Source organism: Streptomyces chattanoogensis (assembly GCF_001294335.1).
Lineage (GTDB): Bacteria > Actinomycetota > Actinomycetes > Streptomycetales > Streptomycetaceae > Streptomyces > Streptomyces chattanoogensis.
The window spans coordinates 59,191-72,327 of record NZ_LGKG01000146.1; the positions used below are offsets into that span (position 1 = coordinate 59,191).

General features: G+C 70.4%; 15 protein-coding genes and 2 pseudogenes. 8 read left to right on the forward strand and 9 right to left on the reverse strand.

Annotated features, from left to right (window positions below):
* Nucleotides 1-147: 147 nt before the first annotated feature.
* The 3 genes from ADL29_RS23515 to ADL29_RS23525 form a co-directional block, all read right to left on the reverse strand.
* Nucleotides 148-495, reverse strand: a complete 348-nt coding sequence (locus ADL29_RS23515; RefSeq protein WP_425424269.1) for a hypothetical protein — start codon at nt 493-495, stop codon at nt 148-150.
* Between the two features lie 164 nt (nt 496-659).
* The gene (locus ADL29_RS44610; protein WP_053925576.1) at nt 660-1,067 is read right to left on the reverse strand and encodes a hypothetical protein; all 408 of its coding nucleotides are present in this window, start codon (nt 1,065-1,067) and stop codon (nt 660-662) included.
* A gap of 109 nt (nt 1,068-1,176) precedes the next feature.
* On the reverse strand, nt 1,177-2,127 hold the full coding sequence (locus ADL29_RS23525; protein ID WP_053925612.1) for a LysR family transcriptional regulator: 951 nt from the start codon (nt 2,125-2,127) through the stop codon (nt 1,177-1,179).
* Between the two features lie 89 nt (nt 2,128-2,216).
* Between ADL29_RS23525 and ADL29_RS23530 the strand changes: the two genes are divergently transcribed.
* Both ADL29_RS23530 and ADL29_RS23535 read left to right on the forward strand, forming a co-directional pair.
* Entirely contained in the window at nt 2,217-3,137 is a 921-nt protein-coding gene (locus ADL29_RS23530) for a zinc-binding dehydrogenase (RefSeq protein ID WP_053925577.1), read from the forward strand.
* Nucleotides 3,134-4,123, forward strand: a complete 990-nt coding sequence (locus ADL29_RS23535; RefSeq protein ID WP_053925578.1) for an alpha/beta hydrolase family protein — start codon at nt 3,134-3,136, stop codon at nt 4,121-4,123. Before ADL29_RS23530 ends, ADL29_RS23535 begins: the two co-directional genes overlap by 4 nt.
* Before the next feature lie 75 nt (nt 4,124-4,198).
* Here the strand turns inward: ADL29_RS23535 and ADL29_RS23540 are convergent, their stop codons facing one another.
* The 4 genes and pseudogenes from ADL29_RS23540 to ADL29_RS23555 form a co-directional block, all read right to left on the reverse strand.
* A complete protein-coding gene (locus tag ADL29_RS23540) occupies nt 4,199-5,158 on the reverse strand; it encodes a serine hydrolase (RefSeq protein ID WP_053925579.1) in 960 nt (319 codons plus the stop codon).
* Nucleotides 5,159-5,273: 115 nt separating this feature from the next.
* A complete protein-coding gene (locus ADL29_RS23545) occupies nt 5,274-5,813 on the reverse strand; it encodes a TetR/AcrR family transcriptional regulator (RefSeq protein ID WP_053925580.1) in 540 nt (179 codons plus the stop codon).
* Nucleotides 5,813-6,133, reverse strand: coding sequence for a DMT family transporter (locus ADL29_RS23550; RefSeq protein WP_046929726.1), 321 nt, complete (start codon nt 6,131-6,133; stop codon nt 5,813-5,815). The genes ADL29_RS23545 and ADL29_RS23550 overlap by 1 nt, the downstream gene beginning before the upstream one ends.
* A 143-nt stretch (nt 6,134-6,276) precedes the next feature.
* Nucleotides 6,277-6,558 (reverse strand): annotated as a pseudogene (locus ADL29_RS23555) (carboxymuconolactone decarboxylase family protein); the annotation flags it as partial.
* 85 nt (nt 6,559-6,643) lie between these two features.
* On the opposite strand from ADL29_RS23555, the gene ADL29_RS23560 reads away from it, so the two are divergent.
* From ADL29_RS23560 to ADL29_RS23580, 5 genes and pseudogenes are all read left to right on the forward strand, one after another.
* Complete coding sequence (locus ADL29_RS23560; protein ID WP_053925582.1) at nt 6,644-7,522, forward strand: sigma-70 family RNA polymerase sigma factor; 879 nt, start codon at nt 6,644-6,646, stop codon at nt 7,520-7,522.
* 429 nt (nt 7,523-7,951) lie between these two features.
* The gene (locus ADL29_RS23565; protein WP_053925583.1) at nt 7,952-8,545 is read left to right on the forward strand and encodes a TetR/AcrR family transcriptional regulator; all 594 of its coding nucleotides are present in this window, start codon (nt 7,952-7,954) and stop codon (nt 8,543-8,545) included.
* Complete coding sequence (locus tag ADL29_RS23570) at nt 8,542-9,378, forward strand: alpha/beta fold hydrolase (protein WP_053925584.1); 837 nt, start codon at nt 8,542-8,544, stop codon at nt 9,376-9,378. The genes ADL29_RS23565 and ADL29_RS23570 overlap by 4 nt, the downstream gene beginning before the upstream one ends.
* A gap of 76 nt (nt 9,379-9,454) precedes the next feature.
* Nucleotides 9,455-10,008 (forward strand): annotated as a pseudogene (locus ADL29_RS41410) (IS5 family transposase); the annotation flags it as partial.
* Between the two features lie 33 nt (nt 10,009-10,041).
* Nucleotides 10,042-10,299, forward strand: a complete 258-nt coding sequence (locus ADL29_RS23580) for a DUF6221 family protein (RefSeq protein ID WP_053925585.1) — start codon at nt 10,042-10,044, stop codon at nt 10,297-10,299.
* 28 nt (nt 10,300-10,327) lie between these two features.
* On the opposite strand, the gene ADL29_RS23585 is transcribed toward ADL29_RS23580, so the two are convergent.
* Both ADL29_RS23585 and def read right to left on the reverse strand, forming a co-directional pair.
* Nucleotides 10,328-10,936 carry a hypothetical protein gene (locus ADL29_RS23585; RefSeq protein WP_053925586.1) on the reverse strand — a complete coding sequence of 203 codons (609 nt, stop codon included), beginning with the start codon at nt 10,934-10,936 and terminating at the stop codon, nt 10,328-10,330.
* A gap of 767 nt (nt 10,937-11,703) precedes the next feature.
* A complete protein-coding gene (gene def / locus ADL29_RS23595) occupies nt 11,704-12,366 on the reverse strand; it encodes a peptide deformylase (protein WP_053925588.1) in 663 nt (220 codons plus the stop codon).
* A gap of 127 nt (nt 12,367-12,493) precedes the next feature.
* On the opposite strand from def, the gene ADL29_RS23600 reads away from it, so the two are divergent.
* Nucleotides 12,494-13,090 carry an ArsR/SmtB family transcription factor gene (locus ADL29_RS23600; protein WP_053925589.1) on the forward strand — a complete coding sequence of 199 codons (597 nt, stop codon included), beginning with the start codon at nt 12,494-12,496 and terminating at the stop codon, nt 13,088-13,090.
* The last annotated feature ends 47 nt before the right edge of the window (nt 13,091-13,137 follow it).

Below are 13,137 nucleotides of genomic sequence, written 5' to 3' on the forward strand. Positions count from 1 at the left end.
ACTGCCGATCTCCGTCCCCCTGGGACGTCGTCCACGTCCCCGAAGCGCCCAGTCTAGGTGGGGCGTGCCGCGCCGTTCGGACGGTTGTCCATGCGGGGGCCGCGGAGACCTCACGTACTTCGCCAGGTCCTGGTGCCGACCGCCGGATCAGCGTGGATCGACGATCTCCGCCGCGAAGACCGTCCCCAGCGGTTCGGGACCGATGTACTGCTGGCAGTTGCACGGCCGGGGCTCGTAGTGCAGCGGTTTGCGCTCGGCGTCCCAGGCGGTCGGCGCTTCGACCACCTCATGGCACCGGCCGGCCTTGTCATGCTTGGCAAGGTGGTGAGTGCAGCCGCAGACCGGCTCGGGCGGCCGGTTCGCCGCGTCCAGCGCGAGCTGACGCCGCTCGGTGGCCTTGAGCAGCTCCAGTTTGCGCTTGTGCCGGGTCTTCAACGCGCTCCGGACGTTCTCGCCTATCCAGCCCCCGCCGATCATTACGGCGGGTACCACCATCCACAGCCACCACATGCCACGCCTCCCCCATCTTGGTCAATGGCACATTTTATCGGTTATCGGTGAGCGGATCCGCCGCCGCATCCCGAAGAAATGATCCACCCTCAAGCGCGCGAGCACTCACAGTATTCACATTGCCACTACACGCCACCTTGCCCACGGCCTCATCTTCGCGGGCGGGAAAGCGATGTTGATGACGTGACGTCCAGCCACCGGCGCGGTGCGATGCCCTGCCCTTCGCACAGCCGGACCCGTCCTCGGTAACAGGCGGTCATCTGGCGGAAGTTGAAGTCCCCGAGCGACTCACCGTAGCCGTCGTAGAAGTCCCGGTAGGAGAAGTCCAGGCCCGCGGGCGTCAGCCGGGGATTCTGGAAGATGTGCCCGCAGCCCCGACACTCGTCGAGGACGAAGCGGCCCGGCTTCCCCTGGAACCGGTCGCCGGTGCGCAGCAGGACCCTCAGCCCGACCGATCCGCACCACGGACAGTCCTCGCGCCTCGGCTCCAGGAACCGCTCCCCCCCCGGCGGCGATCTCGCCCGCGTACCAGGCCCGCGAACCGGTCGTAGGCACATCCCCCGTACCGAAAAGCCTCCGCTCGGAACCCGCCAGACGGCTACAGCCAAGCGCCCGGCCCGGCCGTGCAACAGCCCCCGCCGCAAGGGTGGTCCTGCGCCAGGCCACTCAATGCCGCTTGCCCCCGTGCTGGGAATGGTCTGTCGGCGGTTCGGGCAGCCAGTCATGCGCCGGGTTGTACTCCAGCCATCGGCTGTGCCCTGCTTCCGTGGCGCAGGCGGCGGTGAGGCTGTGCAGCCCGGGGTGTCCGTTTCCGGTGCGCCACAGCAGCGACCAGGCGTACAGCGGTGTGGGATCGACCAGCGGGACGGAGCGCAGCCCGGGGACCTCCGGCAGGGGCACATCCGCGGGCAGCAGGGAGAAGCGGGTCGGGTCGTCCGCCACCTCGGTGAGGAAGTGGGCGAGCCCCAGATTGACGCCCGCGGCACTCTTCCGGATGTCGAATCGCTCGGCGAACTGGTGGAGGAAGTCGAGCCGGTCCAGCGCACCGGGTGACCACAGCACGCTGCCGCGCAGCTGGTCCGGCCGCAGTGCCGGCTCGGCGGCGAGCGGGTGGTCCGCGCTCAGGACGGCGTCCACCGGTTCGAGGCGGACGAGACGGTGTGCCAGCCCTGCGTGCAGCGGGGGGTGGACCCGGCCGAAGGCGGCGTCGATGTCGCCGTGCATCAGTGCGTCCGTCACCGACGGCAGGTCGCGCCCGTGGCCCAGCACCAACTCCCCGGCCCGTCCGGCGACCTGGGCCAGCGTCCGCATCGGCTCGTAGAGGTGCCCCCAGACATCTACGCGCAGCGGACGGTCCTTCCCGACCGCGGCCGCCACGGCGGCGTCGGCGGCGGCCACGGTGTGCCGGGCCGGCGGGAGAAAGCGCTGTCCGGCATCGGTGAGGTGTACGCCGGTGCCGCTGCGCCGGAACAGCTCGGTGCCGAGCAGGGTTTCCAGCCGCGCGATTCTCTTGGACAGCGCCTGCTGGGAGATGGAGAGCGTCCCGGCCGCCCGCCCGAAGTGCAGTTCCTCGGCGGCGCGAACGAAGGCGCGTACCTGCGCCACGTCGAGATCCATGCCTCCCACCATAGGCGACAACCGAACGTTGTCGGCCGTGCTCGTTCGTTGTTGGATCGCGGGGCGGCCGCGGAGGTTGCATTCTCCGCATGCAAAGACTGATTCCCACGGGGGAAGCGGCGCGTCCCGTCGCCTTCGCCGAGGTCCCCCAGCCCGTCCCGGAGCCCGATGAGGCACTGATCAAGGTCGAGGCGTTCGCGCCGAACCGGGGCGAGACGTTCCTCCTCGAACACCCCCGGCCGGGGCACCTGCCCGGCAAGGACATCTCCGGGCTCGTCGTACAGGCCGCGGCCGACGGCTCGGGCCCCGGCGTCGGCACCCGCGTGGTCGGGCATCCGGCGCAGGGCGGCTGGGCCGAGTACGCCGCCGTGCCCACGCACTCTCTCGCGGCGCTCCCGGACAGCATCGACAGCGTACGGGCGGCAGCCCTGCCCCTGGCCGGGATCACCGCCCTCCGGCTGCTGCGTACGGCCGGTTCCCTGGCCGGCCGACGGGTGCTGCTGACCGGCGCCTCGGGCGGCGTCGGCCATTACGTCACCGAGCTTGCCGTCGGGGCCGGAGCCGAGCTGACCGCGGTGACGGCCACGCCGGTGCGCGGCGAGCGGCTCGCGGAACTGGGCGCGCAGGTGGTGCACGACGTCGCGGCGGCTCAAGGGCCGTTCGACATCGTGCTGGAGTCCACGGGCGGGTCGGGTCTGCCGACCGCTCTTCTCAAGATGCGCCCGGGCGGCACACTCGTCTGGTTCGGCCAGGCGAGCCGCACCCCGGTGACCCTCGACTTCTTCCAGCTGCTGGGCGGGCCCGAGCGCGTCACGATCCGGCACTTCCACTACGCCGGCGCCCCGTACGGATCCGATCTCGCGGCACTGGTACGCCTCGTGGAACAGGGGCGACTGCACCCGGAGATCGGCCGGATCGCCAACTGGGCCGAGACCGCCGACACACTGGTCGACCTGCAAGAGCGCCGGATACGCGGCAAGGCCGTCCTGCTGACGGGAGAGGGACGATGAGCGCTGCCGAGTTCGCCGCGACCCAGTGGACACGTGCCACCGGTGCGGGCGTCGACCCCCACGAGTACCGGCGGGTCACCGACGGCCTCGCCTCCGTCGACGACTGGGGACCGTCCTTCGTGAGCACCGGACGGGCGTACCTGGACCGCGCGGAAGGCGCGGGTTCGTCCGTCTCGGCGGGTGAGCATCTCCTGATGGCGGCCCGGTGGTTCCACCTCGCCACGCTCGCGCCGTACGCGGAGGCCGGCCGTGCGGCCGCCGAGGCGGACCACGCCCTGGGCAGCGCGCTCACCGTGCTGGAGCCCGGAGCGCGGCGCGTGAGCGGCGAGGGATTCACCGGCTGGCTGCGCGGCCCCGCCGACGCTCCCGCCACCGTGGTCGTCGTCCCCGGCCTGGACTCGGCCAAGGAGGAGTTTCTCGATCTGGTGTCCGCGCTGCTGGCCAGAGGGCTGGCGGTGTTCGCGATGGACGGCCCCGGGCAGGGCGTGCTCGCGGCCACGACGTCCCTCCAGCCGGACTACGAGCGGGTCGTGGGCCGGGTCGTCGACGCCCTGGGCGTCGCCCGCATCGGGCTCGTCGGCCTCAGTCTGGGCGGCTATTTCGCGGCCCGGACCGCGGCGCTGGAGCCGCGCGTGGCGGCGGTCGCCACCGTCAGCGGCCCCTTCCGCCTCGACTGGGAGCAACTGCCCCCGCCCGTACGGGACATCATGGCCCGGCGCACCGGAGGAGCCGACGCCGCCCGCGAGTTCGCCCGCCATGTGGACCTTGCCGCCCTGGCGCCTCGTATCACGGCCCCGCTGCTGGTCGTGGACGGTGGCCAGGACGTCATTCCCGGCGTGACGAACGGCGAGCCGCTGGCCCGTCTGGCGCCGCTCGGCAGCTACCTGTCCGTCCCCCACGGGGACCACCTCCTGGGCAATGCGCGGTCCGACTGGCTGCCCCAGCTCAGCGATCACCTGTGGCACGCGTTGGGGAACGGCGCATAGGCCCCGGTGCAGGTGCGGTGCCGGTCCGGCACCGCACCTGCGGCTGCGCTCATCACCGGCAGGGTCCTTGGTGGTTCAGCGGGCGCTCTCGCGGGTCTCGAAGGCGGAGTCGAGGACGGCCATGACGTAGGGGCGTTCGGAGGCCGTGCCGGTGGGGTTGAGGGAGTAGGCCACGCGGCGTTCGAGGTCGCGGGTGGCGAAGACGCCGTTGGTCCAGCCGGGCAGGGAGCCGGTTTTGCCCCAGACGGTGACGCCGTTGTCGAGTGTGATGCGCATCAGGCCGCGGGCGCTGAAGCAGCTCTTTTTGTTGATGCAGTTGGTGTTGGTGGGCGCGTTGTCCACGTTGGGCACGGTGAAGGCGAGCTTCTGCTGGGCGGGCGGGAGGAGGCGGCCGCGGAACAGGGCGGTCATGAACCGGTCGAGATCCGCGGCGGTGGAGATCATTCCGCCCTCGGCCCATGCCCAGGGGCTCTGCTCGGTCACCTCGTCCGTACCGACGTACACGCGCGCGTGCGGTGCGGGGAGGGACATGTCGTCCGGCGAGGGGAGGCTGGTGTGCTGCAGACCAAGCGGCCGGATGATACGGCGGGTGAGTTCCTCCGTGAAGGTTCGGTCGGTCACCTTCTCGACCAGCAGGCCGAGGACGAAGGTGTTGACGCCGTTGTACTGCTGGACACGGGCCTTGGCGTGCTGGGGTGGCTGCCCCACCCCCTTGCTCTTGGCGGCTGCGAAGGCCTTGCGCACCACGTCCCGCGGCGAGATGCCCTTGCGCCACCACCCGGGCCCGTCGGCGGGCCCGGGTATGCCGGCCGGGGCGGGCAGGCCGCTGGTGTGGTCCAGGAGCTGGCGCACCGTGACGGTGCCGTATGCGGCGGGGATGAGATCGGGCAGGCAGCGGCGGACGGGCGCGTCGAGGGCGATGCGGTGCTCGGCGGCCAGCTGGAGCACGACGGTGCTGGTGAAGATCTTCGTCACGCTGCCGATGCGGAAGTGGGCATCGCGGGACACCGCCCCCGCAGTGCCGGTCCACGGCATCGCCGGGCCGTCCCCCGCCACTCTGACCAGCGCGCCCGCGACCACGGGATCGGGCAGACGGCCCCTGAAAGCCCCCTGGCAGCCGCCGACATGCCCGGGCCGCCCTCCCTCGGGTTCAGCCCAGCACCCCGGCGAGCCCGGCCCGTACCCCGGCGGATTCGAAGGGCCGGCCGGTGAGCAGATGCTGGAGCAGCAGCCCGTCGATGAACGCCACCACGGCCCGCGCGGTCTGCTCGTCGCCGATCCGCCGGCCGAGCAGCCGCACCATCTCGTTCAGACACTCCTCGGCGATCGGCCGCACCGCCTCGCGCCGCAGCGCCGCCAGGTACAGCTCGTACTCCAGCTCCACCCGTGAGCGGTCCCCGGCCAGCGTCTGCCCGACCAGCTCGGCCACCTGATCCGCGAGCGGCACCGCGGGATCGAGACCGTCCACCCAGCGCGCGAAGTCGGCCAGACATTCCCCGTTGGCTTGCCGAAGCGCCGCGACCAGCAGGTCGTCCAGGGTCGCGAAGTGGTACGTCGTCGACCCCAGCGGCACCTCCGCGGCGGCGGCCACGGCACGGTGGCTGAGCCCCGCGATCCCTCGCTCACCGACCACCGCGATCGCCGCATCGATGATCCGCTGCCGCCGGTCCGGGTCGTACCGCCGGGCCATCAGTGCGCCCCGTCCAGATTCAGCACCACAACCCCGGCGATCACCAGCAACACCCCCAGGATCTTCGCCGTGCTGGCGCTCTCCCCCAGGAACACGATCCCGATCGCCGCGATCACGGCCGTCCCGGCCCCGGACCAGATCGCATAGGCGGTCCCCACGCTCATCGACTTCAGCGTCTGCGCCAGCAGCGCAAAGGCCAGCAGATACCCGGCCGCGGTACCCAGCGACGGCCACAGCCTGCTGAAGCCCTCGCTGTATTTCATCGCGGTGGTGGCCAGAATCTCGGAGAGTATCGCGGCTGCCAGCGTCACATAGGCCATGCGTACGAGCGTACACAACGTTGCGTACGGGCGTACATAACGCCGGTCGGCCGCCGGCCTCACGGGCTCTGGGGGCGACTGTGCGAGCAGGGCATACAACGGCGGGGCCACCGGTAGGAGGTGGCCCCGCCGCGGGGTGCCGGTCAGGCCCAGCTGGGGTTGCCGGCCTCCTCCTTCACGGTGACATCGATCCGGTTGAAGAAGTTCGGCGTGGCAATCATGAGGACGATGGCGGACAGCTGCTGCTCGTCGTAGTGGGCGGCGGCCGCGTCCCAGATCTCGTCCGGCACTCCGTCCCCGGACCGGTCGGCGAGCCGGGTGACGGCCTCGGTGAGTGCCAGCGCGGCGCGTTCGGCATCGCTGAAGAACGGCGCCTCCCGCCAGGCCGCCACCACAGCGAGCCGCTCCTCGGTCTCGCCGGGCCGTATGTCATCAGGTGCCCATGCGCGTCACATCGGCACGGTTTCGCGAGTCATTGCTCTGACACCTGGCGATGGAGGAACGTGACCGATGAACGCGCATGAATTTCTGGCTGCACGCTTCGAGGAGCACCGGACCCATCTGCGGGCGGTGGCGTACCGGATGCTCGGCTCCCTGAGCGACGCGGACGACGCCGTCCAGGAGGCCTGGATGCGCATCAGCCGAACCGACACCAGCGGCGTCGAGAACCTGGGCGGCTGGCTGACGACCGTCGTCGGCCGGATCAGCCTGAACATGCTGCGCTCACGCACCCAGCGGCGCGAGGAGCCGCTGGATGCGCGCGTACCCGACCCGATCATCAGCAGCCCGGAAGGTCTCGACCCCGAGCACGAGGTGATGCTGGCAGACTCCGTCGGCCTCGCGCTGCTCGTGGTCCTGGACACCCTGTCCCCGGCCGAGCGGCTCGCCTTCGTCCTGCACGATCTGTTCTCCGTGCCCTTCGACGAGATAGCCCCCATCGTCGGACGCACCCCCGCCGCCGCCCGTCAGCTCGCCAGCCGCGCCCGCCGCCGGGTGCAAGGCACGACGTCGGCGCCCGACGCCGATCCGGCCACCCAGCGCGAAGTCGTCGACGCCTTCCTCACTGCCGCGCGGGGCGGAGACCTGGAGGCGCTCCTCGCGGTCCTCGACCCGGACGTCGTGGTGCGCTCCGACGGCGGCTCGCTGCGCCCGAGCGGCGTGGTGCGCGGCGCCCCGGCCGTGGCCGAAGGCGCGATCACCTTCGCCCGGCTCGCCGAGTTCACCCGGCCCGCGCTCGTCAACGGAGCCGCGGGAGCCGTCGCGGTGTCGCACGGCCGCCCGGTGTCGGTCGCCGCGTTCACCGTCACACGCGGAAAGGTCGTCGCCCTCGACATCCTCACCGACCCCGAACGCCTCGCCCGGCTCGACCTGACGGTCCTCGATGACTGACCAGCCGACCCGCGTACCGTTCGGGGAGGCTCCGGCCAACCACCCGCAGATCAGAGCACCCAGACCGCGCCCACCCTTCGCGAAGTCACACGCCTTGCGCCCGGGGTGCCGTGAGGAGTTGGGCCGCGGAGGATCCCGGGTGGGCCGGCCGCTCACGTCGGCGGCTAGACCTCCGCATCGTGCCAGGCCACGCACACCACTTGGCCGCCCCGCATCTCCCACAGATCGCAAAGTCGGGCCCCGAACGCCTGGGGGTCATCACTCTCACGATGGTGAAAATCGGTGACGATCCGGTGTCCTTCGATGCTGCGAACGCCGTATTGCCGTGAGAAGTCGATACCTCGCAGCAGCAGCGCCCGGACGCCTCCGTTTGCTTTCCTAGGATCTCTAGGTTATATCTAGGACTACTAGGAACGTGAGGGAGGACGCATGGCGCGGGCCGGGCTGACGGCGGAGCGGGTAACGATCGCGGGCGCCGAGTTGGCGGACGAGGTCGGGCTCGACCGGGTGACCATGTCTCAGGTGGCGCGGCGGCTCGGCGTGAAGGATGCGAGCCTTTACTCGCACGTCCGCAGTCTGGAGGATCTGCGCGGACGGATCGCACTGCTGGCGGCGGACGAGAAGACCATCCGTATCGCGGAGGCAACCGCCGGGCGGTCGGGCAAGGACGCGCTGATCGCGTTTGCCGACGCCTGGCGGGAGTACGCCCACCAGCACCCGGGCCGCTACATGGCGACGCAGACCCCGATCCAGATCGACCCCGAGCTGGCCGCAGATGCGCCCGGGCCGCGGCGCGCGGTCGAGCTGACCTACGGCATGCTGCGCGCCTACGGACTGGCCGAGCCCGACCTGACCGACGCGGTCCGGCTGCTGCGCAGCACGTTCCACGGGTTTGTCGCCCTGGAGGCCGCGGGCGGGTTCGCGCACGCGCGTTCGCCGCAGCACTCCTGGGTCCGCGCCCTCGACGCCCTGCACGCCCTCCTGGAGCACTGGCCCCCGTCCCGAGAAGGAGACTCCTCATGACCGACCCGACCCTCGGCAGCCTGCGGGTGAAGGGCGCAACCCTGCACTACGAAGTACGCGGCCAGGGCCCGCTCCTGCTGCTGATACCTGGCGGGGCGGGCGACGCGGCCTCCTTCGACGGCATCGCCGACGACCTGGCCGCCGCATACACGGTGGCGACCTACGACCCGCGCGGCATGTCCCGCAGCCCGCTGGACGACCCCGAGGCCGAGCAGCACGTGGCCGAGCACGCCGACGACGCGTTCCGGATGCTGGAACTGCTGTCGCCCGGTGAGCCCGCCCGGGTGTTCGGCGCCAGCTCCGGCGCGATCGCCGCTGTACACCTGCTCACCGCCCACCCCGAACGCGTCGAACGCCTCGTCGCGCACGAACCGCCGATGGTGGAGGTACTGCCGGACGCCCCCGAACATCGCGCACTGCTCGCGCGCGTGCAGGAGACGTTCCGCACCCAGGGGCTCATGCCGGCGATGGCCGTGTTCGCCGCGGGTCTGAAGAAGGACGGTGACACCACCGAACCGAAGGCCGAGCTCAAGCTTCCGCCGCAAGCGGCAGCGCGGGCCGAGCGGACGATGGCCAACCTGCCGTATTTCGTCGGGCGTATCGTGCCCAGCTTCATGTCCTACGCCCCGGACATCCGCCGGCTCGAAGCGCTGTCGGACCAGCTCGTGCTTGCCTGCGGCCACGACTCACGCGGCGAGCTGCCCTACCGTCCGGCAGCTCTCCTGGCCGAGCGTCTCGGCACGGAACTTGTGCACTTCGCCGGCGGGCACACCGGCCTGACCACGCACCCCGTCGAATTCGGCGAACTCCTTCGGAAGGCCCTCCGCGCCTAGCGTGTCTCTTTGATCGGTTGTTCAGTTGATCGGATGTGTCCGTCCGATTAGTGATCACTGATGCGATGTGGGACCGGATCGAGCCCACCAGCATGCCGCCGGAGCCCGGGAAAAGGGGCGCCAGGCCGGGCCGAACCTGACGACCATGCCCTCGGATGCTCCCGAGGTGGCCTGAGCACGAAAGTCCACCTTGCCAGCGACAGCCGTGCTCGGCCCCTGGCCCTTCGCGTCACCGCAGGCCAGGCGGGCGACGCCCCAGCCTTCGAGACCGTCATGGCCGGCATCCGTATTCCGCGAAGCGGACCCGGAAGACCGAGGACTCGGCCGGAGGCCGTGTTGGCGGACCGCGCGTATTCATCCCGCGCGATCCGAAATCATCTCCGCCGACGCGGAATCCGCGCTGTCATCCCCCAGCCGTCCGACCAGGTCGGCCACCGTCTGCGGCGAGGCCGCGCCGACGGTCGCCCACCAGCTTTCGACGCCGAGGCGTACAAGCAGCGCAACGCCGTCGAGCGATGCATCAATCGACTCAAGCAGTGGCGCGGCCTGGCCATGCGAACGGACAAGCTCACCATCGCCTACCAGGCCGCACTCCACATCGCAGCCGTCCTCATCTCGACAGCCGCTTGACCGCTGGAGCGCCTTGCCCGCGAAGATGGCCACATGGACGATCTTGTGAAGTTCCTCGTCGCACGCATCATGGATGACAACCACGCCTATGCGTACGTGGCCGACACCGTGGGCGGCGAGGCTCTACTCGACAGCCATCTCCCCATGCTCGACCTGACCGAGCAACTGGCGTACGACTACAAGGCCATGGCTACCTCGGACCCCCGCTCGGCCGGCCTGGCATACGCGCTTCGAGTCCTTGCCCAGTCATACGCTGAGCATCCCGCTTACCTCCAGGAATGGCGCCCATAGCCTTTCAAGGAGCCAGGCCCTAGCCGTCTCAGGTGACACCGCAACACCCAGCCCCCGGCACGTTCCCGGACGCGCGACGGCGCTTCCAGTACGCGACGGTCAGCACGGCCAGCAACGGCCCCCACAGGCTCAGCGGCGTGTAACAGACGTGGTACCAGGCAGCCTCCCAGCCGGTGGCCAGGGTTGGGGAGCCGGGCGGCAGGTCGTCGCCTTGGATCGTGGTGCCCCTGATCTCGGAGACGAGGAACAGGAGGGTGAACATGAGTGTGAGGATCGTGGCCCCGATGGCGGCCGGGACGACCGCCGCCTTCGTCGGGACCCGGCGGCCGCGCAGGAACGGGATCCAGCGCGGGAACACCTCGCCCCAGCGGGCGATCAGGCCGATCGCGGTAAAGGCGAGGGCCTCGGACAGGATCGACAGGAAGACGACGTACGCCCGTTCACCGAGCCCGATTCCTCTGTCGAAGGCGGCCGGCAGCCGCCAGATGCCGGCCGGCAGAACGGTGAACGGCACGGCGTAGGCGAGGAGTTGCATGCGCCGGGGTACTCCGGCAACGGGATCGTGGGCCGCCCGCCATGCGGTGCGGAGTCGTCCGGGGCGGGCGGTGGGTTCCTTGGCGTGCCGGGGCGGCTGCATGTCAGGTCCTCGGTTTCGTGGGCTGGGGCTGACCCGTTCGGTAATGAAGATCCCAGTCAGGGGGTCGCAGGCCATCCCGCTGTGGGCGAACTCGGCTCCGTCGTACGGCCGATGGAGCGATGCGACCGAAGGATGACGGCAGCAGACACGGTGCCGTCACGCGGCTCCTCGCCGGAGCCGCTCAGGATTGCCCTTTCGTCCCGGCGGATGGGCCTTGATCAGGCCGAGGGTGCTCGGCCTGCCAATGGATGCCAGGCGCTCGGCGGCGTTCTCACCGTGGGCCCGGACCCGACAGCACGCCGCGACAGGCGAGTGGGGGATCATCGACGTCGCCATGCATGGGCAGCCCGATGGGGGCCGGTCTCAGCGGGTGACCGTTCAGTTCCTGGCGGCCGTCCTCTGCCATGGCGCCATCCTGCCCCACTCGTCCGGCACGGCGGATCGAAGCCCTGCCGCCCGATGACGTGAGGTCAGACAACAGCCTGCCGTTCGGCGCGGGCGGTGTTCGCCAGCTGGAGAAGAGGTTGTGGGAAGACGATGGCGACGCTGTTCTTCTCCTCGTGTTCGGTCAGGTTCTGGAGAGACTCACGTGGAGGTTCCAGTGGAGCTCGGTGGCGCCCCAGTCGGCAGCGTAGGTGTGCGGGGACGGCGACTGGGAGCATTCGGCGTCGAGGGCGTTGGCGTATGCCTGGCGTCGGGGGCCGGTCGACGGCGTCGGGGGCCGGTCGGCTGTGCGGCGCCGGCACTCTCGGCCGTCTGTCCGTTGGTCACCGGCCCAGGCTGGCGCCCCTGGCCTCGCGTTGGGCGAAGACGTCGGCACGGCGCTCTTCCATCTGCCGCAGTGCGTCGCGGCGGTCCCGCTTGGAGAGCCGGTCGAGATACGTGTGCCCGAGAAGGTGATCGGTCTCGTGTTGCAGGCACCGGGCGAAGTAACCCGTCCCCTCGATCACGAGGGGGGCACCGTCCTTGTCGAAACCGCGCACGACCGCACGATCGGTCCGGGGGACCTCCATGGCTGCACCGGGCACTGACAGGCATCCTTCGAAGTCGTCGATGAGTCGGCGGCGTCCGGCATCGGGCTCGTCGAGAACGGGGTTGATGAGGTGGCCGACATGCCGGATCCCGCGATCGTCCGGGCAGTCGTACACGAACAACCGCACATCGACACCGACCTGGTTGGCAGCCAGACCGGCACCGTCCGCCACATACATGGTCCGGAACATGTCGTCGATCAGTGCCGACAGCTCGGCGGTGCCGAACTGGGCCACCTCCCGGCATGGATGGCTGAGGACCTCCTCGCCCACGACCGTGATCCGGCGCACCGAGCCTCGGCCTGCTTCCGGCGGCAGGGCCGGATAGGAGTCGACGGGCTCGCCCTGAACGCGCACGCGCCGGTCGATGGAACGAGGTTGGTCGTGAGGAACTGGCATCGCGATTCCCATCTTGTTGGCGGGCTAAGGCCGGGGAGGGTGGTGAGCCCAGAGCAGGCCTGCGGCTGAAGGCTTGGTCCGGTGGGACCAGTTGCGAACTTCTTTGCAAAGTACCAGACTTTGCAAAGTGACTGGAGAAGACGTCAACCTCCCGGCCGGCCCGCCACCCAAGACCCGCGAGGGGTTGCGCGAACATGAAGTGCGCACCGCCCTGCTTGACTTGCTCGCCGAGGTCGGCGCCGTCACGGCGACCGAAGCGGCCGGCCGGCTGGGCTACAGCTCCGGGCTCTGCTCGTTCCACCTGCGGCAGCTCGCACGCCATGGACACATCGAAGAAGCTCCTCATAGCGGGGGTCGCGCACGTCCTTGGCGTCTGCGACGGCCGGACCCCGCGTCCGATCCGTCCACGGAGGATTCCGATCCGTCCACGGAGGATTTCGGCGATCTCGCCCGTGGCCTGGAGGACGAGAGCTGGCAGCACTGGCTCGTCCAACGAGACCAGGCACCCTCCGAGTGGCGCCGCGACGAAGCGTTCAGTGCCGTCGCCTATCTGACGCCCGAGGAGATGAGCCGGGTCGCAGCGGTGATCCGAGGGGCCCTTGCGCCCTACCAGGACCGTGACCAGCGGCCATTGGCCCGCCCTGAGGGTGCTCTGCCAGTTGCCCTCATCACCCGGCTGTTCCCTCTGCTTCCCCACCCGGCGGAGGTCACAGGCGAGGAGTGAGGAGCCGAGGTGACGGCGGTCTCCCTCGCACACCGCCGTCTGCTGGG